The sequence below is a fragment of the Enterobacter sp. ECC-249 genome, assembly GCF_043965265.1.
GTDB lineage: Bacteria > Pseudomonadota > Gammaproteobacteria > Enterobacterales > Enterobacteriaceae > Enterobacter > Enterobacter quasiroggenkampii.
This window is the reverse complement of sequence record NZ_CP143660.1, coordinates 1,116,428-1,138,800: the sequence shown is the minus strand read 5'-3', so window position 1 is coordinate 1,138,800 and position 22,373 is coordinate 1,116,428. Positions and strand designations below refer to the sequence as shown.

Sequence of the window (22,373 nt, the reverse complement as noted above, 5' to 3'; positions counted from 1 at the left end):
GCGGGTATGTGCCAGAGCCCAATTACCAACATTGATATCAGCAAGGAGTACGACGAAAGTCTGGGCACCGACGACGTGCACTACCAGTCGTTCGCCCGCATGGCGGCCTTTTTTGGCCGCGACATGCAGGCGCATCGTCACGACCAGTATTTTCAGATGCACTTTCTCGATACCGGGCAAATTGAGCTCCAGCTCGACGATCACCGCTATTCGGTGCAGGCGCCGCTGTTTGTCCTCACCCCGCCGTCGGTGCCGCACGCGTTTATCACCGAATCTGACAGCGACGGTCACGTGCTGACGGTGCGCGAAGACCTGATCTGGCCGCTGCTGGAGGTGCTCTACCCCGGCACGCGGGAGGCGTTTGGCCTGCCTGGGATCTGCCTCTCGCTTGCCGACAGGCCGGACGAGCTGGCGGCGCTGAAGCACTACTGGCAGCTGATTGCCCGGGAATCCACGGAGCAGTTGCCCGGGCGCGAGCATACCCTGGTCCTGCTGGCGCAGGCGGTGTTTACCCTGCTGCTGCGCAACGCGAAGCTCGACGACCACGCCTCAGGCGGCATGCGCGGCGAGCTGAAGCTGTTCCAGCGCTTTACCCAGCTGATCGACACCCACTACCACCAGCACTGGACGGTGCCGGAATACGCCAGCGAGCTGCACCTGACCGAATCCCGCCTGACCGATATCTGCCGCCGCTTCGCCAACCGCCCGCCAAAACGCCTGATCTTCGACCGCCAGCTGCGGGAGGCCAGACGCTTGCTGCTCTTCTCCGACAGCACCGTCAGCGAGATTGCCTGGCAGCTGGGGTTCAAAGATCCGGCCTATTTTGCCCGCTTTTTTAACCGCTTAGTGGGATGCTCGCCGAGTGCGTATCGGGCGCAGAAAGTACCGGTTTCCCCTCACCCCGGCCCTCTCCCCAAAGGGGAGAGGGTGTAATTGTTCCCTCTCCCCTTTGGGGAGAGGGTTAGGGTGAGGGGACAACGATCACAAATCCCCTCACCACCCGAAAAGTACCCGTCGTTGTCCCAATCGTCCCTTCACGTCCCGCCCCTCTCAGGCTTCAATTAAACAACAAAAACAAAACATAAATTTAACAACCCTATTCCGATACGAGGTCCCCTATGAAGCCTGAAGAGTTCCGCGCTGACGCCAAACGCCCGTTAACCGGTGAAGAGTATTTAAAAAGCCTGCAGGACGGTCGTGAGATTTATATCTACGGCGAGCGCGTCAAAGACGTCACCACCCATCCGGCGTTTCGCAATGCGGCGGCCTCCATCGCGCAGATGTACGACGCGCTGCACAAGCCGGATATGCAAGACACGCTGTGCTGGGGCACCGACACCGGCAGCGGCGGCTATACCCACAAGTTCTTCCGCGTGGCGAAAAGCGCCGACGACCTGCGCCAGCAGCGCGATGCCATCGCCGAGTGGTCTCGCCTGAGCTACGGCTGGATGGGCCGCACGCCGGACTACAAAGCCGCGTTCGGCTGTGCGCTGGGCGCCAACCCGGCCTTCTACGGCCAGTTCGAGCAGAACGCCCGCAACTGGTACACCCGCATTCAGGAAACCGGCCTGTACTTCAACCACGCTATCGTTAACCCGCCGATCGACCGCCACAAGCCGGCGGACGAGGTAAAAGACGTCTACATCAAGCTGGAGAAAGAGACCGACGCCGGGATTATCGTCAGCGGCGCGAAAGTGGTGGCAACCAACTCCGCCCTGACCCACTACAACATGATCGGCTTCGGCTCCGCGCAGGTGATGGGCGAAAACCCGGACTTCGCGCTGATGTTCGTCGCGCCGATGGATGCCGAGGGCGTGAAGCTGATCTCCCGCGCCTCCTACGAGATGGTGGCAGGCGCAACCGGATCCCCGTACGACTATCCGCTCTCCAGCCGCTTCGACGAGAACGATGCCATCCTGGTGATGGATCACGTGCTGATCCCGTGGGAAAACGTGCTGATCTACCGCGATTTCGACCGCTGCCGCCGCTGGACGATGGAGGGCGGTTTCGCCCGCATGTACCCGCTGCAGGCCTGCGTGCGTCTGGCGGTGAAGCTCGACTTCATCACCGCCCTGCTGAAGAAATCCCTGGAGTGCACCGGCACTCTGGAGTTCCGCGGCGTGCAGGCGGATCTCGGCGAAGTGGTGGCCTGGCGCAACATGTTCTGGGCGCTGAGCGACTCCATGTGTTCCGAAGCCACGCCGTGGGTCAACGGCGCGTATCTTCCTGACCACGCGGCGCTGCAGACCTACCGCGTGATGGCCCCGATGGCCTACGCCAAGATCAAGAACATCATCGAGCGTAACGTCACCTCCGGGCTGATCTACCTGCCGTCCAGCGCCCGGGATCTGAACAACCCGCAGATCGACCAGTATCTGGCGAAATACGTGCGCGGCTCCAACGGCATGGATCACGTCGAACGCATCAAGATTTTGAAACTGATGTGGGATGCCATCGGCAGCGAGTTTGGCGGTCGTCACGAGCTGTACGAAATTAACTACTCCGGCAGCCAGGATGAGATCCGCCTGCAGTGTCTGCGCCAGGCGCAGAGCTCCGGCAACATGGACAAGATGATGGCGATGGTCGACCGCTGCATGTCCGAATACGACCAACACGGCTGGACGGTGCCGCACCTGCACAATAACAGCGATATCAACATGCTGGATAAGCTGCTGAAATAGCGCAGCGGGAGGTTTTCATGCAATCAGAACAACGCCTGCGTTTTCGCGATGCGATGGCCAGCCTGTCGGCCGCGGTTAATGTTGTCACCACCGAGGGCGAGGCGGGCCGCTGCGGCATTACCGCCACCGCGGTCTGTTCGGTCACGGACACGCCGCCGTCAGTGATGGTGTGCATCAACGCCAATAGCGCCATGAACCCGGTATTTCAGGGCAACGGCAGGCTGTGCGTTAACGTGCTGAACCACGAGCAGGAGATCATGGCTCGCCATTTCGCCGGGATGACCGGTATGACGATGGAGGAGCGCTTTGCCCTCTCCTGCTGGCAGAAAGGGCCGCTGGCGCAGCCGGTGCTGAAGGGTGCGCTGGCCAGCCTTGAAGGTGAAATAAGCCAGGTGCAAACCATCGGCACACATCTGGTTTATCTTGTTGAAATTAAAAATATCATCCTGAGTGACGCGGGACACGGTCTGATCTACTTCCGGCGCCGTTTCCACCCGGTCATGCTGGAGGCGGAAGCCGCCTTGTAATCCCCCTCGCGCTGGCCTTTTTTTCCGGCCAGCGCCGCTTTCTACAAAAACTCCTAAGGTTTCCGCTAAATCACGCCGTTATATACCCATAAGAGAAATTTTCTGTGACTGAATACTGACGCCGCTTGTCAGTGCACCCGCATCATTCAGCGCATGCCTATATATACAGGATGACCTTATGGCTAAAACGACGCGGAGCCGCTCGGCTGAACGTCTGGTCGATATTCTTCTTGAGCTACATTTAAACGGTGTGGTAAACCGCAGTGCGCTAATGGAGAAATTTAAAATTACCGAGCGCACCGTCTACCGGGATTTAAATGCACTCTCTCCCATTGTTGAACATACCGGTAACGGGCTATATCGGCTGATTCATTCTGCACAATCGCCAGGCGGACAAGGATTGCACCATACTCTGGCTAACTTTCTGAATGCCGACAGCTTTTTCCCTGAAAGAAATACGGAATTCTGGCAGAATCTTGAAACGCGCGTTGACGAAAACCATATTCTTATTCTTGCGAATGAAGCCGAACACACGGTAGAACGCGATATTCGCCGTCATTTAACGAAAATTGAGCGATCGATTAAAAACCATAATGTTTGTCAGATTGTTTATAAGGGGAAAACCCGTCTGATTAATCCCTATAAACTCATTAACAAAAAAAATATATGGTATTTACAAGCCACCGAAAATAGCCGCCTGAAATCCTTCTCATTGAGCCAGATTAGCTGGTTTGATATTCAGAAAACGACCTTCACCCCGGAAGAAAATGTCCTTGCGCTGCTGGAAAAAAGCCTCGACCCCTGGGTGTCAGAAGATACTTTCGCGGTAAAAATATTCATCAAAGATAATATTTCACACTACTTCCTGCGTCGCGATCTTCTGCCGGAACAGGAGCTGCTGGAGGAGCAACAGGACGGCGTCACGCTGCGCTGCCAGGCGGCCCACGAGAACCAGATCCTGCCGCTGCTGTTCTACTGGCTGCCCCATATTCAGATACTGGAGCCGAGCTGGCTGAAGGAGAAGCTCATCAGGACGCTGGAAAGCTATCTGGCCGTGGAGCGCAACCCGAATAATCAAGTGATCTCAATCACATAATTTCGCCTGATGGCGGCGAGCCGAAACCGCTCGTCGCCGCCTTTGACCGCTCACCCGGCACTTTCAACCACTCATTCATTTACCGTCCTTTACGCGCGCGAGGATCTGGCACGATCGCTCCAGCATTAATCAATACCTCCTCACAACGAACCCTGACCCTTTTTTCTTTACATAAAAAACCAGGTCTTACTATGGATACTAAAAAACTACTGAAGCACGTGCCCTGGGCCTTACTCGGGATCCTCGGCGCTTTTTGTCTGGCGGTTGTCGCATTACGCCGGGGCGAACACGTAAGCGCCCTGTGGATCGTGGTCGCGTCCGTTTCCGTCTATCTTGTTGCTTATCGCTACTACAGCTTGTACATCGCGCAGAAGGTCATGAAGCTCGACCCGACACGCGCCACTCCGGCGGTCATTAACAATGACGGCCTGAACTACGTGCCAACCAACCGCTACGTGCTGTTTGGTCACCACTTTGCCGCTATTGCCGGTGCTGGCCCGCTGGTCGGCCCGGTACTGGCCGCGCAGATGGGCTACCTGCCGGGTACGCTCTGGCTGCTAGCGGGCGTGGTGCTGGCGGGTGCGGTGCAGGACTTTATGGTGCTGTTTATCTCTTCTCGCCGTAACGGCGCCTCTCTGGGTGAGATGGTCAAAGAAGAGATGGGCCGCGTGCCGGGGACTATCGCCCTGTTCGGCTGCTTCCTGATTATGATCATCATCCTCGCGGTGCTGGCCCTGATCGTGGTGAAAGCGCTGGCCGAAAGCCCGTGGGGTGTCTTCACCGTCTGCTCTACCGTGCCGATTGCGCTGTTCATGGGGATCTACATGCGATTCCTGCGTCCGGGACGCGTGGGTGAAGTGTCGGTGATTGGTATCGTGCTGCTGGTGGCCTCTATCTACTTTGGCGGCGTGATTGCGCACGACCCGTACTGGGGCCCGGCGCTGACCTTCAAGGACACCACTATCACCTTTGCGCTGATTGGTTACGCATTCGTATCCGCGCTGCTGCCGGTGTGGCTGATTCTGGCCCCGCGTGACTACCTGGCGACCTTCCTGAAAATCGGCGTGATCGTCGGGCTGGCAATCGGGATTGTGATCATCAACCCTGAACTGAAAATGCCTGCTGTGACCCAGTACATCGACGGTACCGGTCCGCTGTGGAAAGGCGCCCTGTTCCCGTTCCTGTTCATCACCATCGCCTGCGGTGCGGTCTCAGGCTTCCACGCCCTGATCTCCTCCGGTACCACGCCTAAGCTGCTGGCGAACGAGAAAGACGCACGTCTGATCGGCTACGGCGCGATGCTGATGGAGTCCTTCGTGGCGATCATGGCGCTGGTTGCCGCGTCCATCATCGAACCGGGTCTGTACTTTGCGATGAACACCCCACCGGCGGGTCTCGGCATTACCATGCCTAACCTGCACGAGATGGGCGGCGACAACGCGGCGCTGATTATGGCACAGCTGAAAGACGCCAGCGCACACGCGGCGGCGACCGTCAGCTCCTGGGGCTTCGTGATTTCGCCTGAGCAGATCATGCAGACCGCGAAAGACATCGGCGAACCGTCCGTGCTGAACCGCGCCGGTGGCGCACCGACGCTGGCTGTCGGTATCGCACACGTGTTCCACAAAGTGCTGCCGTGGGCGGACATGGGCTTCTGGTACCACTTCGGTATTCTGTTCGAAGCGCTGTTCATCCTCACCGCGCTGGATGCCGGTACCCGTGCGGGTCGCTTCATGCTGCAGGACCTGCTCGGTAACTTCGTGCCGTTCCTGAAGAAAACCGACTCTCTGGTGGCGGGTATTCTGGGTACGGCCGGCTGCGTCGGCCTGTGGGGCTACCTGCTGTATCAGGGCGTTGTTGACCCGCTCGGCGGCGTGAAGAGCCTGTGGCCGCTGTTCGGTATCTCTAACCAGATGCTGGCTGCCGTGGCGCTGGTGCTCGGCACCGTAGTACTGGTGAAGATGAAGCGCACCAAATACATCTGGGTAACGGTTGTCCCTGCGCTGTGGCTGCTGCTCTGCACCACCTGGGCGCTTGGCCTGAAGCTGTTCAGCGCCAACCCGCAGCTGGAAGGCTTCTTCTTCATGGCTAACCAGTACAAAGAGAAAATTGCCGCAGGCGGCGCAGACCTGACTGCCCAGCAGATTGCCAACATGAACCATATCGTGGTGAACAACTACACCAACGCGGGTCTGAGCATTCTGTTCCTGGTGGTGGTGTATAGCATTATCTTCTACGGCATCAAAACCTGGTTGAAAGTGCGTAACGCTGAAGGCCGTACGGACAAAGAAACCCCGTACGTGCCGGTGCCGGAAGGCGGCGTGAAGACCTCTTCACATCACTAAAACAATGGCGGGTGGCGCTGCGCTGACCCGCCCTGCAACGGTACTGTAGGCCCGGAACGCTGCGCGCCACCGGGCTTTTTCTTATCAGGACACGTTATGTTTGGTAACTTAGGCGAAGCAAAAAAATACCTCGGTCAGGCGGCGAAAATGCTGATTGGCATTCCGGACTATGACAACTACGTTGAGCATATGAAGACCAACCATCCGGATAAACCGTACATGACCTACACCGAATTCTTCCGCGAGCGTCAGGAAGCGCGCTACGGCGGAAGTGGAGAAGGCGGCGTCCGCTGCTGCTAAAGGAGAGACCATGACCCCGATTGCCGTTACCCTGCTGACCGGTTTCCTCGGCGCCGGTAAAACCACCCTGCTGCGCCATATTCTGAACGAGCAGCACGGCTTCAAAATCGCCGTCATCGAAAACGAATTTGGCGAAGTCTCGGTAGACGACCAGCTGATTGGCGATCGCGCCACGCAGATCAAAACCCTGACCAACGGCTGCATCTGCTGCACCCGCTCTAACGAGCTGGAAGACGCCCTGCTGGACCTGCTCGACAGCCGCGATCGCGGTGAAATCGACTTTGACCGTCTGGTAATCGAGTGCACCGGCATGGCCGACCCCGGCCCAATTATTCAGACCTTTTTCTCTCACGAGATCCTCTGCCAGCGCTACCTGCTGGACGGCGTGATTGCCCTGGTTGATGCGGTCCACGCAGACGAACAGATGAACCAGTTCACCATCGCCCAGTCTCAGGTGGGCTACGCCGACCGCATCCTGCTGACCAAAACCGACGTGGCGGGCGACAGCGTTAAGCTTCGCGAGCGCCTGACGCGCATCAACTCCCGTGCGCCAATTTACACGGTAACGCACGGCGATATCGACCTGTCTCAGCTGTTCAACACCAACGGCTTTATGCTGGAGGAGAACGTCACCGCGAAACCGCGCTTCCACTTTATGGGAGACAAGCAAAACGACGTGGCGTCGATTGTGGTGGAGCTGGATTATCCGATGGATATCAGCGAAGTCTCCCGCGTAATGGAGAACCTGCTGCTGTCGTTTGCCGACAAGCTGCTGCGCTACAAGGGGATGCTGTGGATTGACGGCGAACCCAACCGCCTGCTGTTCCAGGGCGTGCAGCGCCTGTACAGCGCCGACTGGGACCGACCATGGGGCGATGAAGCGCCGCACAGCGTGATGGTGTTTATTGGTATACAGCTGCCGGAAGAGGAGATTCGGGCGGCGTTTGCGGGGCTGAAAAAGTAACCGCCATGCATCCTCTCTCCCCTGTAATTTATTAACCTGAAGCGATAAATTTTGTATCAGGAAAATGAATAAATTACAGCGATGTTCTGGTCCGGCTGTAAATCGCCGAAGCGTTTCCGTAGGGCCGGGGCGAGGCGCAGGGATGCGCCGAGAGGGCGTGGCCTGCAGGGATGCAGGCTCATGCCCGACCCGATAGCCCGAAGGAATAAGCTGAGGACAAAATTGCCGGGAGCAATTTTGGACAGCGCATGCGCTGGCCCTGAAAGGGTGAGCCCCAGGGATGGGGCGAGCAATCCGCGAAGCGGCGATTTACCGCCGGGAGCCCGGGTCGCCAGGGTGGTGGCGATTGAGCAACCCTGGCACGTTCACAGGTCATGCCGTTACAGAGTAGCCAGGAACATAAAGTGAACGGAATGACCACAACAGCCGTATGTTCCCCCTCACCCCAGCCCTCTCCCTCAAGGGAGAGGGGGCCGTCTGTGCAGGCATTATTTTGTGGGGATACTTATTTCACCGCCTCCGGCAGCGTCACAATCCACAGCTCGCTGTCCGACTCCGGCTTCTTCAGCGGCTTCACGCTGAGCGTGGTTTCCACCGGTTTATCATCCAGCGTCAGCTTGCCTTCCGCGTTCACCCGATAATCCTTGAGCTTCTTGCCCTCGACCGGGTTTTGCATTGCCACCTTCACGCCAAAGTCGTTATCGTTCGCCACCGCAAGCGTTTTGCTGTCGATCAGCGCCAGCCCTTCAGCCTTCTCCTGCTGCCAGCCCAGCGCGCGGAGATCGACCACCTGCGTTTTTGCTGCAAGCGTAATGCCGCGCTTCGCCAGGGTTTTCTCATCATCAAACTCCGGGTACTCGCCCGGCTTGTCAAAGGCGGAAAGATCGCTCGCCTTGCTGAGGTCCACCTTGTAAATCAGGTTACGCATGCCGTCGTTTTTATCGCTTCCCTGCTCAATCAGCAGGATGTGCTGGTTATCAAGCGCCACGATGTCGCCGATTTTGGCGTCGCTGTTTTTTTCATAGGCCGCGCTGTCGATAGGGTAACCGTACATCGCGGTTTTGCCGGTCGCCGGGTCGAAGCTCACCAGACGGGTAAACAGCGCCTGCTTTTTGCTCTTACCGTCGATGTCCAGCGTGCTTTGCACGGCGGCGATAATCCGTCCGTCCGGCATCCGGGTCAGGCCTTCAAAACCCCGGTTGGGCTGGCGCCATTTGATGATGTTTGGCAAACCGCCCGCGATGGATTTTTCGCCTTCCGCGGCCTGCGGTCCGTGGATCGCAAGGATCTTGCCTTTACTGTCGACGTTAATCAGGAACGGGCCGTACTCGTCGCACAGCCAGTAGCCGCCTTTGCCGTCCGGCGTGATGCCTTCCGTATCCAGTCCGCGGTTGTCACCCTTGAGCGTCTTTAAGGTATCGCTGAAGGCCACTTCATTGGTGGAACCAATCACGCCGCTTTGCAGCGGCAGACCGTTAATCTCACCTTTATCGTCATGCAGCGGACGGGCATCCGTTGCCTCCGCTTTGCCGTTCTGGACGCGGATGGTCATCAGCAGCGGCGCGAAATCTGGCGTGACAAATATTTTGGCTTCGTTTTTACCCATTTTTGGCGCATCGGCGTTGGGACCGCGATCGGTAACGGTCGCAAACGTCAGGGCATCGCCCTGCTTGCCCGTAAACAGCAGGCCAGAACCAATCCCCACCGGGAGCCCGTTCGGGAACGCATCGGCAAACGCGCCGCTGTATTTCACATGGGAGCCGTCAGGGAAGCTGACGACATAGCGCTCAGCGGTAGGCTGTGCCGCCAGGCCAGAGAAAGAGAGCGCACAACCGATAAGCACAGGAATAATTTTTCTTTTCATATTGTTAGCATCCAGTAAGTGAAGCCAACAACGTAAAGAATAAACGTGTCAGAAAAATGACATGGCGGAAAGCGACTCGGCGTTGCAGAACGTATAACCGCCTCCAGAAATGTAAACCTGTGTCTTTATCTGTGACAACTGAAACACTTTTGGAAATTATTAGAAACTCAATTAATTCATCAGGAACTAAATTCCCCGGCTCGTTCAGCGTACGTTTAATTAAAATCCTGAACCATCCCTAAACACGAATGCATTACGTATTGACTCCTTGCTGAGTCAACATTAAACCAACATTTAAAATTCAAAAACCCAACAAAATCAGCATAAAAACGCGACAAGAATCACATTTGCAGAGATAAACAGCTATTGTTAAGGTGCCCTCAGATTAATTTGATGACGAGGAAAAACTCATGAAAAAGCTCAACGTTCTCCTTCTTTCCGCTCTGACCGCCGTATCAGGCTCCGCACTGGCCATGGGTGGCAGCATTGAGCAGGGTAAGAACTTCACTAACCTGAACGTGGAAATGGGTAAATCAACCTCCGGTCTGTACACCGAAGGTAGCTGGCTGAAAAATACCGACGACGGCACCACGACCGGTGGCGTGGGTGCAGGCTACAACTTCGAAGTCGGCCCGGTGATGCTGAACGCAGGCGCTAAGGCCCTCTACGTTGGCCCGAAGAAAGGCGATAACGGCGTGGCGTTCCCAATCGGTGGCGGTGTGAACGTTGCCCTGACCGACAGCATCAGGGTATTCGGTGAAGGCTATGTTGCCCCAGACGGCCTGAACAACAGCGTGAAAAACTACGTTGAAGCGAACGGCGGCGTAAGCTGGACTCCAGTGAAGCCGGTGACGCTGAAGGTGGGTTATCGTCACGTAAGCGTTGATGGCAAAGACGGTCGTCCGAACCACACGCTGATTGACGGCGCATATGTAGGCGGTGGAGTGTCCTTCTAAGCCTGTTTGTGCGTTTCGCCCGGCGGCGCTACGCTTGCACGGGCCTACAATGAATTATGCAATATATTGATATTCATACACATTGTAGGCCGGGTAAGCGCAGCGCCACCCGGCAAGAAAGGCGATGACGTTATTCGTAGCAAACCTGCCATCTGGCAGGTTTTTTTTCCTCTTACTGACGCACCACCACCAGCTTCTGGTTCACAAACTCTTTGATCCCCAGATCCGACAGCTCGCGTCCGTAACCGGAGCGCTTCACGCCGCCGAACGGCAGCTCTGGCGCGGTATCGGTAAGCCAGTTGATATACACCATCCCGGTCTCGATCCGGGACGCCATTTTCTTCGCGCGCTCGATATCCTGGCTGAATACCGCTCCACCCAGGCCGTAGTGGGAGTCGTTCGCCAGTGCGACCGCCTCGTCGTCGTTTTTCACCACGTATATCTGCGCTACCGGGCCGAAGAACTCTTCGAAGTACGCCGGGTTGTCGCGCGAGATGTTCGTCAGGATCGTCGGTTCAAAGAAGTTCCCGTCGCGCTGCACCGGCTTGCCGCCATAGTGCAGCGTGGCACCGTTTTTCACCGCCTCGTTAACCTGTTTGGTCAACGTTTCAAGCGCATCTTTCGACGACAGCGGCCCCAGCGTGGTGCTTTCGTCCAGCGGATCGCCAATCTTCACCTGCTTAAACGCCTCGGTGAATTTGCTCAGGAAGGTATCAGCGATCTTTTCATGCAGGATAAAGCGCTTCGCCGCGGTGCAGACCTGCCCGGCGTTGTTAAGGCGCGCATTTACGCCAATTTTCACGGCCTTCTCAAGGTCTGCATCATCCAGCACCACGAAGACGTCGTTACCGCCCAGCTCCAGGGTAGATTTCTTGATGTGCTTCGCCGCCTGCGCGGCCACCACGCTGCCCGCCTTCTCGGAGCCGGTTAATGCGGCGCCCTGCACGCGATCGTCAGCGATAATCTTCGCCACCTGATCGGACGAAATAAACAGGTTGGTCCACGCCCCCTCCGGCGCGCCCGCCTCGCGGACCAGGTGGGCAAATGTCTCGGCGCAGTGCGGCACGATGCTGGCATGCTTGGCGATCACCGGGTTGCCCGCCGCCAGGTTTGGTGCCAGAACGCGCATCAGCTGGTAATACGGGAAGTTCCACGGCTCAACGGCCATCAGCACGCCGATGGGATGATGCTCCACCCACGCTTCCCCGAGTTCGGATTGATACTTCACCGGGGCCAGGAACTGCTTTGCGTTGTCGGCGTAATAGCGGGCGATCTGCGCGCACAGCTTCACCTCGCCGCGGCTCTGTTCGATGAGCTTACCCATCTCCTGGCTGGCGATTTTCGCCAGATCCTCCACGCGCTCGTCGATCAGATCGGCAAGCTTATGCAGCACCGGCAGACGCTGACTGATGTCGCCTTTCGCCCAGTCCGAATGGTAAAGCGCATCGGCCGCCTTCAGCGCCGCTTCGATATCCGCGTCGGTATGTGAGGGGTATTCTTTGATGAGCTGGTTAGTGGCAGGATTTACTGTCTGATAAGCCATGTCGAATCTCCTTGTTTTACCGCTTAGGGTATTAAGGGTAGTCAACGTGACTGGCTATGGACGTAAAGTTGGGTATATCCGGAAGGTTCTTAATGAAGCGCTGCCAGTCGGTTCGCTGACGTGGTATAAAAAACGTCCAGAAGGAGTTCATATGACCGCTACCCGACACGTCCGCCAGACTTTTCACCGCGCCTCAGGCCTTGAGCTGCGCAGCACGTGGCAGAGCACGCAGGCGTACAAACGCCACAGTCACCCTCAGCTTTCCATCGGCGCGATTGTGGAGGGCCAGACCTGCTGCGTTTGTCATGACAGAGAGTACATCCTTAACCCCGGTGACCTCATCGTGATCCCGGCCTGTGCGCCGCACAGCTGCAATCCCGTCGCCGGGAATCCGCGCAGCTATCATATGCTCTATATCGACACCGAGCTTCCGCTGGCGCTGCAGGTGATTCGCGACCCAACGCTCTTTAAGCGCTACCTTGAGATTGTTGAGACGATGTCGCCTGCCTCCGTGGACACGCTGCTTTCTGCCCTTCCCCGCTGCGCGGATAACGCAGACGCGCTTCGCTCAACCAGTCAGCACGTGCGGCAGGCGTTTCTTGCCGACCTGGCCGCACCGCCTTCGCTTGACGAGCTTGCCCAACGATTCTCGCTGCGCAAGGAGACGCTGATCCGCACCTTTCGGCAGGACACCGGCCTTACGCCGGGCAGCTTCCTCAACATCTCCCGCGTGGAATACGCCAAAGCGCGGCTACGTGCAGGGGATGACATCGCCGACGTCGGCTACCAGAGCGGTTTTGCCGATCAGAGCCATTTTCATAAGACCTTCGTCAGCTATACCGCCGCCACGCCGCGCCAGTACGCCACGGGCCGATCAATATCTGACAATAAATAGCGTTTGCTTCACCGTAGTCTGACCTCGGATTGTTAACCGAGGTTGCTATGGAACTGTTCTTCCCTTCCGCTTTTCTCGCCCTGGCGCTGGCGCACTTTGTTGCCCTGCTAAGCCCTGGCCCGGACTTCTTCCTGCTGGTGGGCTACGCCGCGCGCTACCGGCTGCGCGGCAGCGCCGGATTGTGCTTCGGCATCGCCGCGGGCAACGGGCTGTATATCTTACTGGTGATTATCGGCTGGAGTGCGCTGCGCCAGTTTGCGTGGCTGTTTACGCTCATCGAGTTATCCGGCGCACTGTACCTGCTGTGGATCGGCTCGCATCTGGTGCGCAGCCGACCGCAGGCGCTGGCGCTGAATGAAACCCATCAGCGCTGCCCCTCGCTGCGCAAGCAGATCCTGCTGGGGCTTGGTTCGGCGCTGTTAAATCCGAAGAACGCGCTGTTCTATCTGGCGCTGATGACGGCGCTACTGGGGCCGGACGTCACGCTGCTTCAGCAGGCGACGTGCGGCGTCTGGATGGTGATGGTGGTACTGGCGTGGGATCTGGCGCTGGTGTCGCTGATGGGGCTATCGGCGGTGCAACAGAAGCTCAGCCGTGCGCTGTGGCTGATAGAGCGCACGGCGGGGGTGGTGCTGATGGGGTTTGGCGGGTGGGTGCTGTGGCGGTTTTTGCACATTCCCCCCGCTTCACTCTATCCTTAACCCATGGAAAAAATAGCTGAACTCAAACGCGCCAAGCTGCTGGCGCTGTCGCTGCTGCTGATTGCCGCCGCGGCCTTTATCACCACCCTGTTCCTGCCGCAGACCTTCTGGGTGCGCGGCGTCAAGGCCATTGCCGAGGCGGCAATGGTCGGCGCGCTGGCGGACTGGTTTGCGGTGGTCGCGCTGTTCCGCCGGGTGCCGATTCCCTTTATCTCCCGCCATACGGCGATCATCCCGCGCAATAAAGACCGGATCGGCGACAATCTTGGTCAGTTCGTGCAGGAGAAGTTTCTGGATACCCAGTCGCTGGTGGCGTTGATCCGCCGCTATGAGCCCGCACAGATGATTGGTGCCTGGTTCAACAAGGCTGACAACGCCCAGCGCGTCGGGCTGCATCTGATGCAGGTGATGAGCGGTTTTCTCGAGCTGACCGACGACGGGCGCATTCAGCGCCTGCTCAAACGCGCGGTGCATAAGGCCATCGACAAGGTCGATTTCACCGAAACCAGCGCCGTGATGCTGGAGAGCATGACCAAAAACAATCGCCACCAGGTGCTGCTGGACGCCATCATCAATCGCATGATTACTTTAATTCAGCGGGAAAGCACGCGGGACTTTATTGCCGACCAGATTGTCCACTGGCTGAAGACCGAGCATCCGCGCAAGGCGATGGTGCTGCCCACCGAGTGGCTGGGGGATCAGAGTGCAGAGATGGTATCGAACGCGGTGAACACGCTGCTGGACGACATCAGCCACGACCGCACGCACCAGATCCGCCAGGCGTTCGACCGCGCCACGCTGAAGCTTATCGACAACCTGAAAAACGATCCGGACATGGCCGCGAAAGCCGACAACATCAAGCACTATCTGAAAAACGATGAGGCGTTTAACCGCTATCTGGGCGAGATGTGGGCCGACCTGCGCCAGTGGCTGAAGGCGGATATGCAAAGCGAGGACTCGCGCGTGAAGCAGCGCATCGCCAACGCCGGGCTGTGGTTTGGCGAAACGCTGACGAACGACGCAAACCTGCAGGCCTCGCTGAACGAGCATCTGGAGCAGGCCGCACACCGCCTCGCGCCGGATTTTGCCGCGTTCCTGACACGCCACATCAGCGACACGGTGAAAAGCTGGGATGCCAAAGACATGTCCCGCCAGATTGAGTTGAACATTGGCAAGGATCTGCAGTTTATCCGCGTCAACGGCACCCTGGTCGGCGGGACGATTGGACTGATCCTGTTTTTACTCTCGCAGCTGCCTGGCGTGCTGGGACATTAATCCGCTTTGGGCGGCGCGATGACGTAGCGCGTCGCCTCGAAGCGGTTCAGGATCAGGTGCATCAGAAAGACCATCGTCAGCGTCACCACCAGCGAAAAGGTGACTGAGGTGATGCGGTACAGATCGCTGAACACCAGGTCAGTGTCCGGGTGCATGTTCTGCCCGAACATAATGCCGATGGTGGTGATGCTGGAAAAGCCCACGCCCGCCCCCACCTTCTCCATCACGTGGAGTCGCGCGCCAAACGCCAGTCCAAGGCCGATCAGCGGCATCATCAGCAGCATATGGCTGCTGTGATCGTAGAGGATCAGCTGCACTACCAGAATATAGAGACAGCCCAGCACCACGCCGACCACGCGCCAGATGGAGCTCATCACCGCGCCGCGATAGTGCATCGGGAACAGGATCAAAATCCCCGCCATCAGCGCCGAAAGCGAATCGCTTAAGTCGCTAATCTGGAAAACCACGAAAATCAGCGTCGCGACGGTGCCGGAGAGCAGCGACTCATGGCGCACGCGGGCGTCGTCTTTCTCAATCAGCGGCGGCGGCTTGCGGGGCTCCACGTCCGGCAGGAGATAGTTCATCAGCGCGCTCAGGCACACCGCCATCACACTCGCTTCAATGTTGGAGAACAAAAGCGTGTGCCAGCTGGTGGTGGGGTAGCTCATAAAGTTGAGCATCACGCTCTGGCACACCACGCCCATCGAACCGAACAGAAACAGCGGGCCTTTACTCATAAAGCGAAAGCGCATCACGTAAAGGGCAAAGACCACCAGCGTCATGATGATCGGCCATTGCGACAGATAGCCGATGATAATTACCATTTCAACGCAGTTGAGCGATGCGCTGAAGATAAACTGCTTCGCCACGTGGCGGTTAAACACGGGCACCAGCGACAGCAGCATGATCGGATAGACCACGAAAAAGACGCCGTAGCTGGTGTTGTAGAAGCTGGAGATGCTGAGCGCAATCATGCCAGCAAAGACGATGCGCAGGGTCTGGCGAAAGTCGTTTGCCGTATAGACGATGTTGCCGTGCGGGGTGAATACCCGCGCCAGGGTGGTAATAGACATCGAACTAATAAACATAGTGCAGCAGGCTCACCAGGTGGATCTGCATCCCGGAGAAGAAGCGCGCAAACGGCCCTTCGCTGTTGTAAAGCTGCACGGTCGCGCGGGCGCCGGTAGGCAGATGCTTCGGCAGCGGCTCGTCCAGCGTCACGTGAATGCGCATGCGCTGGGCGTCACGCACCCAGCGGTTAGAGGTTTCCGGCTCGGAGAGCTGGCCGTTAACGGCCTCCTGGCCTGCAAGGATGCCCGCGTCGCTGCTGGTGACGTGGGCGCGGAAAACGTGTCCCGGGAAGGCGTCAAACACCACGGCTGCATCGGTGCCCTGATGGGTATGGCGCAGGCTTTTTTCGCGAAAATCAGCCACGATATCAGTCTGGTTGTTCACCAGCGCCAGCGCGGCGGAACCGGATGAAGCGTAGAATCCGGGGCTCAACTGCAGGTTACTGATCGTGCCGTCCGCCTGGGCGTAGACCTTCGTCCAGCCGAGGTTCAGCTCCGCTTCATCCAGCGCGTTACGGTATTTTTGCAGCGTCACGTTGCGGTGCTCGTCCCGCTCGCCGCGCTGAATGCGCAGGTTATGGATGTTGGCCTGGATGGAGCTGACGGACTGTTCGCTGCTCTGCCAGGTCGTGCGGACTTTATCCAGATCCGCCTGCGAGACGTTCTGCAGGGTGCTCAGCTTCTGGTAGCGATCAAAAGTCACTTTGTCGTTACGCGCGGTCAGCACGGCGGTTTTCAGGCTGGCCTGCGCGGCGGCGATCTGCGCATCCAGCTGTTCGTTAGAAAGGCGTGCCTGCTCGAGCGCGATTTGCGCCGCTTCCACCTTATTGCGAAACGGCGTGTCATCGAGCTCAAACAGCAGATCGCCTCTCTTCACCTGGCTGTTGTTATGAACATGTACCGCCGCCACGTAGCCGGAGACGCGCGGAGACACCGGCGTCACCACGCGCATCACGGTGGAGTCCGGCGTCAGCGGGATCCAGATATCCGCGACGATAAAGTAGACAAACATCAGCAGGAAAGAGGCAATACTCACCCTTACCCAGCGGGCAAACTTTTGTTCAGGGGTCATTATTTTTCGGTCTTGTTATCTTCTTCGCGGATTGTCCGCAAATTGCAGGCGATTTGATTCAACGTGGCGCTGAAAATGTCGAGATGTTCCGGCGCGATGTTTTGCGATACGCGCGCCTGATACGTCTCAATGACCTGAGTGAGCCTTTGTAACAGGGCTTTTCCCTCAGACGTCAGCGTCAGAAGCCGGATGCGCTTGTCATAAGGCGATACGGCGCGCAGCAGGTATCCCTGTTTTTCCAGCTGTGTCAGGGTGCGCATCAGCGGCGGCAGTTCAATGCCCTGCACCTCCGCCAGCTCACTCATTGAGACGTTATCCCCGAGCTGATGAAGCTGCATCATCACCGTCCAGCTCGACTGGGTTAACCCGGTATCGAGAATGGCATCGTCGATGACGGCACGCCACTGGCGCACGATCATCGCCATCCGCATACCCATCGGCCTGCGGCAGAACAGTTCTTCTTCACTCATGGGGAAACCTCTCGTCACACGCGGCCAAGATAATAGTTATCAGGGTAACTATCAAGAAACGAGAGGTAAAAGCGCAGGAATTGCGAAAAGGGTGTTCTCCCTCTCCCTGTGGGAGAGGGTCGGGGTGAGGGCACCAGCCCGCAGTGGCGTTTAGCGGCTAAAATGCTTCCTGACGGCACTTTTCCCCGACGCCGTCACCACCACCTCCCGATACCCCGCCACCCGCTGGATCCAGCCTTTATTTTCCAGATGGTCCAGCAGCAACGCGCCGGCTTCTCCGCCCAGGTGAAACCGCCGCTCGCTCCAGTCCAGGCAGGCGCAGCAGGCCTTCCGGCGCGGATGCGCGCTTAACGAAATGCCGAGCGTCAGGAACTGCTCCCGGCCATAGAGTGTCAACGCTGAACCGTCAGCCTCCAGCCAGCCTTCCGCCTGCATGAAATCATAGATCTGCACCGCCACCGCGCCTGCGAGATGGTCGTAGCAGGTCCGGGCTTCACGCATGGCTTTCGGCGCGGTGGTTTCCGGCGGGGTAATGCGGCTCCAGGAGAGCCCCATCATCTGCTCCACCAGCGCCGCCACGTCGTGCCCGGCAAGACGATAATAGCGATGCCGCCCTTGCGACAGGCAGGTTATCAGTTGCCCTTCAAGCAGCCGGGCGAGATGCCCGCTGGCGGTCGACGGTGCGACATCAGCCGCCGCGCTCAGTTCGGTGGCCGTCCACGCCCGTCCGTCCATTAGCGCACAGAGCATCTTCACGCGCGACGGATCGGCCATTGCTGCCGCCACCGCGGCAATCGCCTTTTCCAGCATCGCGCTGTTGTCAGGGGGTAAACTCGTCTTAAGCATGGGCCGCCCAGGGTTCGGTGATCTCTGCGGCCAGCTTATCATCATCCGTCAGCAGAATAAGGTGATTCGCATGGTCGCTGTACTGAGTCAGGATAGACACACCGCGTGCCGCCAGCGCCGCTGCGATCTCGCCCAGCTCGCCAGGGCGTTCCTGCTTAAGCTTTCTGATCACCGGCTTTCGCACCGCCTGCACGGTAAACCCGGCGTCGAGCAGCACGCGTCGCGCTTTTTCGCCGTCTTCCACCAGGAAATGGGCATCTGTACCAAATACGCCACCGCCCTCCAGCCCCACACCATTGCGGCCCAGCAGCTGTCCAAAGCGCGCCAGCTCGCCGGGCCTGTCTCTAAAAATCACATGAACGTCATACATCGGCATGCCCTCCGGTTTCAGAAGTATATTCCCGCACGACCTGCGCCACCCGAATGCGGTAGTACGCAAAAATCGACTCCCGCCCTTCGGCCTGCGCCGCCTGATGGAAGACGTTCTGCTTCCAGCTACGGACGGCCTCTTCATCCCGCCACCAGGAAAGCGACAGAATTTTGCCGTCGGTGGTCAGGCTCTGGAACCGTTCGATATCAATAAAGCCGTCGATGTCCGCCAGCAGCGGCTTAAGCTCTGCGGCAAGCTGAAGGTAGCGCGCCTGATGAGCGGGCTCGGCTTTGGCTTCGAAAAGGACTGCGATCATGGTTTTCTCTCCGTTGTGATGTTGGGGAGAGAATGCAGGAGGGAAAAGCACAATGCTTCGGCAAGGAGCGAAGTGTTGCGCCGGATGGCGCTGCGCTTAACCGGCCTACGAGCTCACGTAGGCCCGGTAAGCGTAGCGCCACCGGGCGGGTTTTAGCCCACAATCGACCTCGGCTCCATAAACGCCCGAATTCCCCACTCGCCCATCTCGCGCCCCAAACCGGAGTGCCTGAAGCCGCCGAACGGCGCTTTCGGTTCATGGGCGAGGGTGTTCACCAGCACGCGACCGGAAACAATTTGCTGCGCCACGCGTCGCGCGCGGTCCACATCGCTGCCCAGCACCATCGCGCTCAGTCCGTAGTCGGTGTCGTTGGCAATGGCAATCGCCTCCGCCTCGTCACGATAGGGGATCGCGCACAGCACCGGGCCGAAAATCTCGTCGCGGGCAATGGTCATCCGGTTGTTCACGTCGGCAAACAGCGTCGGACGCACAAACCAGCCGTCCTGCGTGCCGTCCGGTCGTCCTTCACCGCCCGCCAGCAGGCGTGCCCCCTCTTCGAGGCCTTTACGGATATAGCCCTGCACCCGCAGCCACTGCTTCTCGCTGACCATCGGGCCGACGTCCGTCGCGCTATCGCGCGGGTCGCCGGATTTCACCGCCGCTACGGCCTGCGCCAGCGCGGTTTCGATCTCCGCCTTGCGCGAGTAAGGCACCAGAATGCGCGTCCCGGCCACGCACGCCTGTCCGCTGTTCATAAACCCGGCCTGGATCACCAGCGGGATCGCCTGCGCGAGATCCACATCATCCAGCAGGATCGTCGGCGATTTACCGCCCAACTCCAGCGTCACGCGCTTAAAGCTTTCCGCCGCGTTGCGCAGGATCGCCTTGCCGGTATTCGTGGAACCGGTGAACGAGATTTTTGCCACGTCCGGATGACGGCTAATCGTTTCGCCCACCGTCTCGCCGCGTCCGGTGACGATATTAAATACCCCTGGCGGTAATTCAGCATCGCGCAACGCTTCGGTGACAATCTGCGTTTGCAGGGCGCTCATTTCGCTCGGCTTGATCACCGCCGTGCAGCCCGCGGCGAGCGCGGCCGCCAGTTTGCCGCAGATAAACCCGGCATCGCTGTTCCACGGCGTAATCAGCCCGGCCACGCCAAGCGGCGTCATCTGCACCGTTGCGGCACCTGCGGGGGTGACAAACTCAAACGCCTCCAGCGCCTCGATGGCCTGAGCAATCACCTCTGCCGGATAGCTTGCCATCCATGCCGAGCGCGAGGCGGGCGCGCCGTACTCCTCGACAATGGCGTCCAGCAGCGCATCGTGACGGGCGGCCACGGCGGCGTGCATGCGCTTCAGCGCGGCGATGCGTTCCTGCTTTGTGGTCTGCGACCACGCCGGAAACGCCGCTTTCGCCGCCGCGATAGCGCGTTCAGCGTCAACCTCATCCGCCAGACGAACCTGGCCGATGACCTGCGCCGTCGCCGGATTGTACAAATCAAAACGTTCGGTCCCGTGCGGGGTAACAAACTCGCCGTTAATAAAGATCTGTTCGATAGTGTGCATATCACCCTCCTCAGGCTGTGTGAGACCAGTCTGTCACGGCTTCTCCGTTGCGATAATCCACGCTATGCTGCAAGGGTTGTTTCGATTTTCAGGATAATCTATGCATCGTTCAGGTCTGACAGAGCTGGAAGTGGTGATGGCGGTGGTGCGACGCGGCAGCTTTCGCGGCGCAGCGCAGGAGCTGGGGATGTCCGCCACGGCGGTCAGCAACGCCATCGCCGGGCTGGAGAGCCGCCTTGAAACGCGACTTTTCAACCGCACCACCCGCAGCGTGGCGCTTACCGACGCCGGACAGCGCTACGTGGCGCGTATCGGCCCCGCCCTGCAGGAGATCCGTCTCGCCGGGGAAGAGATCCACAGTGATACCGGGGAACCTGCCGGCACGCTACGGCTGAATGTGCCGAATCATATCGGCACGCTGTTTCTGGACCAGCTGCTGATCGACTTCATGATCCGCTACCCGAAAATGCGCGTGGAAACGGTGAGTGAAGCAAGGATGATCGACATCGTTGCCGAAGGCTATGACGCGGGGATCCGCCTCGAAGAGTCCGTTCCGCAGGACATGATCGCCGTGCCGCTGACCGGTGAGATCCGCCAGCTCGTCACCGCCACCCCGGACTATTTCGCCCGTCACGGCATTCCGCAGACGCCGGACGATCTGCTTTCGCATCAGGGGATCGGCATGCGCATGGCCCACGGTGGGATCTACCGCTGGGAACTGGCGCGTCGGGGTGAAACGTACGCGCTTGCCGTGCCGCCGCGCTTTGCAACGTCCGATCTCTTTGCCTCGATCCGCGCCGTAAAAGCGGGATTAGGGGTGGGATTTTTACCGGAACTCTATATTCGGGAAGAACTTAAGAATGGAGAACTGGTGAGCGTTTTAAACGACTGGACGCAGCCGTTTGCCGGGCTGCGCCTGTACTATCCCGGCCATCGCCACGTCCCGCCGGGACTGCGGGCGCTGGTGGCGATGATCCGCGAGCGCGGAATTATTCCAGGTTAGCCTTATTCAGCCCGTAAGCCGCGTCCAGCGCGCCGGGCGCCATGCGGGAGGTGATCCCCAGACGGTTCCAGGCGTTGATCGCCACGATGGCGAAGTTCAGCTCTGAAATCTCCACGTCCGAGAAGTGCTCCGCCACGCTGCGGTACAGCGCATCGCTGACGCCGTGAACGCCAATCTGGGTCAGCGCTTCGGTGAACGCCAGCGCGGCTTTCTCGCGGGCGCTGAACAGCGGGGACTCGCGCCAGGCCGCCAGATGGTACAGGCGCAGCTCGCGCTCGCCGGCGATTTTGGCCTCTTTCGAGTGCATATCCAGGCAGAAGGTGCAGCCGTTCAGCTGCGACACGCGAATGTCGATCAGGTGCTTCAGCGCCGGGTCGATGGAGGTTTTTGCCACCTCCATGCTCAGGGCAGACAGCGCGTTTGCCAGGGCAGGTGTAACTTTATGGTGGTTAACGCGAGTGCTCATTGTCTTTCCTCTTTTTGTGCGGCATGTGCCATGCGATGAGGCAAA

The 22,373-nt window shown here is 58.7% G+C and carries 22 protein-coding genes; 12 read left to right on the top strand and 10 right to left on the bottom strand.

The genetic code is table 11. From position 1 onward, the window contains the following. The first annotated feature begins 6 nt into the window (after positions 1-6). From hpaA to yjiA, 7 genes are all read left to right on the top strand, one after another. Positions 7-933, top strand: a complete 927-nt coding sequence (hpaA, locus tag V1587_RS05485) for a 4-hydroxyphenylacetate catabolism regulatory protein HpaA (protein WP_371899899.1) — start codon at positions 7-9, stop codon at positions 931-933. Between the two features lie 185 nt (positions 934-1,118). Further along, complete coding sequence (gene hpaB, locus V1587_RS05480; protein ID WP_008501307.1) at positions 1,119-2,681, top strand: 4-hydroxyphenylacetate 3-monooxygenase, oxygenase component; 1,563 nt, start codon at positions 1,119-1,121, stop codon at positions 2,679-2,681. 17 nt (positions 2,682-2,698) lie between these two features. Continuing rightward, positions 2,699-3,208, top strand: a complete 510-nt coding sequence (locus tag V1587_RS05475; RefSeq protein ID WP_371899900.1) for a 4-hydroxyphenylacetate 3-monooxygenase reductase subunit — start codon at positions 2,699-2,701, stop codon at positions 3,206-3,208. A gap of 178 nt (positions 3,209-3,386) precedes the next feature. Next, positions 3,387-4,304 carry a helix-turn-helix transcriptional regulator gene (locus tag V1587_RS05470; RefSeq protein ID WP_371899901.1) on the top strand — a complete coding sequence of 306 codons (918 nt, stop codon included), beginning with the start codon at positions 3,387-3,389 and terminating at the stop codon, positions 4,302-4,304. A 191-nt stretch (positions 4,305-4,495) separates the two neighbouring features. Further along, on the top strand, positions 4,496-6,649 hold the full coding sequence (locus tag V1587_RS05465; protein ID WP_262808556.1) for a carbon starvation CstA family protein: 2,154 nt from the start codon (positions 4,496-4,498) through the stop codon (positions 6,647-6,649). A 96-nt stretch (positions 6,650-6,745) separates the two neighbouring features. Continuing rightward, positions 6,746-6,949, top strand: a complete 204-nt coding sequence (locus tag V1587_RS05460; protein WP_003856610.1) for a YbdD/YjiX family protein — start codon at positions 6,746-6,748, stop codon at positions 6,947-6,949. A 10-nt stretch (positions 6,950-6,959) separates the two neighbouring features. Next, entirely contained in the window at positions 6,960-7,913 is a 954-nt protein-coding gene (gene yjiA / locus V1587_RS05455) for a GTPase (RefSeq protein WP_371899902.1), read from the top strand. A 505-nt stretch (positions 7,914-8,418) separates the two neighbouring features. On the opposite strand, the gene V1587_RS05450 is transcribed toward yjiA, so the two are convergent. Next, entirely contained in the window at positions 8,419-9,777 is a 1,359-nt protein-coding gene (locus tag V1587_RS05450) for an esterase-like activity of phytase family protein (RefSeq protein ID WP_371899397.1), read from the bottom strand. Positions 9,778-10,187: 410 nt separating this feature from the next. On the opposite strand from V1587_RS05450, the gene V1587_RS05445 reads away from it, so the two are divergent. Further along, a complete protein-coding gene (locus V1587_RS05445) occupies positions 10,188-10,733 on the top strand; it encodes a YfaZ family outer membrane protein (RefSeq protein WP_371899398.1) in 546 nt (181 codons plus the stop codon). A 172-nt stretch (positions 10,734-10,905) separates the two neighbouring features. Here V1587_RS05445 and V1587_RS05440 read toward each other — a convergent pair whose 3' ends face one another. Then, on the bottom strand, positions 10,906-12,276 hold the full coding sequence (locus V1587_RS05440; protein ID WP_371899399.1) for an NAD-dependent succinate-semialdehyde dehydrogenase: 1,371 nt from the start codon (positions 12,274-12,276) through the stop codon (positions 10,906-10,908). Positions 12,277-12,427: 151 nt separating this feature from the next. On the opposite strand from V1587_RS05440, the gene V1587_RS05435 reads away from it, so the two are divergent. Genes V1587_RS05435 through V1587_RS05425 form a run of 3 tightly spaced genes read left to right on the top strand, consistent with a single transcriptional unit; the run spans position 12,428 to position 15,147 of the window. Further along, entirely contained in the window at positions 12,428-13,171 is a 744-nt protein-coding gene (locus tag V1587_RS05435) for an AraC family transcriptional regulator (RefSeq protein WP_371899400.1), read from the top strand. A gap of 47 nt (positions 13,172-13,218) precedes the next feature. Next, the gene (locus tag V1587_RS05430) at positions 13,219-13,872 is read left to right on the top strand and encodes a LysE family translocator (RefSeq protein ID WP_371899401.1); all 654 of its coding nucleotides are present in this window, start codon (positions 13,219-13,221) and stop codon (positions 13,870-13,872) included. A 3-nt stretch (positions 13,873-13,875) separates the two neighbouring features. Beyond that, a complete protein-coding gene (locus V1587_RS05425; RefSeq protein ID WP_371899402.1) occupies positions 13,876-15,147 on the top strand; it encodes a DUF445 domain-containing protein in 1,272 nt (423 codons plus the stop codon). Here V1587_RS05425 and V1587_RS05420 read toward each other — a convergent pair. From V1587_RS05420 to V1587_RS05390, 7 genes are all read right to left on the bottom strand, one after another. Continuing rightward, complete coding sequence (locus V1587_RS05420; protein WP_371899403.1) at positions 15,144-16,220, bottom strand: DUF2955 domain-containing protein; 1,077 nt, start codon at positions 16,218-16,220, stop codon at positions 15,144-15,146. The genes V1587_RS05425 and V1587_RS05420 overlap by 4 nt on opposite strands. Before the next feature lie 4 nt (positions 16,221-16,224). Then, positions 16,225-17,292: an HlyD family secretion protein gene (locus V1587_RS05415; RefSeq protein WP_371899455.1), complete on the bottom strand. Its 1,068-nt coding sequence runs from the start codon at positions 17,290-17,292 to the stop codon at positions 16,225-16,227. Continuing rightward, entirely contained in the window at positions 17,289-17,759 is a 471-nt protein-coding gene (locus V1587_RS05410) for a MarR family winged helix-turn-helix transcriptional regulator (RefSeq protein ID WP_371899404.1), read from the bottom strand. Before V1587_RS05410 ends, V1587_RS05415 begins: the two co-directional genes overlap by 4 nt. A 150-nt stretch (positions 17,760-17,909) precedes the next feature. Then, positions 17,910-18,605, bottom strand: a complete 696-nt coding sequence (locus tag V1587_RS05405; RefSeq protein ID WP_371899405.1) for an ArsR/SmtB family transcription factor — start codon at positions 18,603-18,605, stop codon at positions 17,910-17,912. Then, on the bottom strand, positions 18,598-18,975 hold the full coding sequence (locus V1587_RS05400) for an amino acid-binding protein (RefSeq protein ID WP_371899406.1): 378 nt from the start codon (positions 18,973-18,975) through the stop codon (positions 18,598-18,600). The genes V1587_RS05405 and V1587_RS05400 overlap by 8 nt, the downstream gene beginning before the upstream one ends. Further along, the gene (locus V1587_RS05395; RefSeq protein ID WP_371899407.1) at positions 18,968-19,291 is read right to left on the bottom strand and encodes an antibiotic biosynthesis monooxygenase; all 324 of its coding nucleotides are present in this window, start codon (positions 19,289-19,291) and stop codon (positions 18,968-18,970) included. Before V1587_RS05395 ends, V1587_RS05400 begins: the two co-directional genes overlap by 8 nt. Before the next feature lie 152 nt (positions 19,292-19,443). After that, on the bottom strand, positions 19,444-20,859 hold the full coding sequence (locus tag V1587_RS05390) for an aldehyde dehydrogenase family protein (protein ID WP_371899408.1): 1,416 nt from the start codon (positions 20,857-20,859) through the stop codon (positions 19,444-19,446). Positions 20,860-20,959: 100 nt separating this feature from the next. On the opposite strand from V1587_RS05390, the gene V1587_RS05385 reads away from it, so the two are divergent. Then, positions 20,960-21,862 carry a LysR family transcriptional regulator gene (locus V1587_RS05385; protein ID WP_371899409.1) on the top strand — a complete coding sequence of 301 codons (903 nt, stop codon included), beginning with the start codon at positions 20,960-20,962 and terminating at the stop codon, positions 21,860-21,862. On the opposite strand, the gene V1587_RS05380 is transcribed toward V1587_RS05385, so the two are convergent. Beyond that, a complete protein-coding gene (locus V1587_RS05380) occupies positions 21,849-22,328 on the bottom strand; it encodes a carboxymuconolactone decarboxylase family protein (RefSeq protein ID WP_023310248.1) in 480 nt (159 codons plus the stop codon). The genes V1587_RS05385 and V1587_RS05380 overlap by 14 nt on opposite strands. Positions 22,329-22,373: the final 45 nt, after the last annotated feature.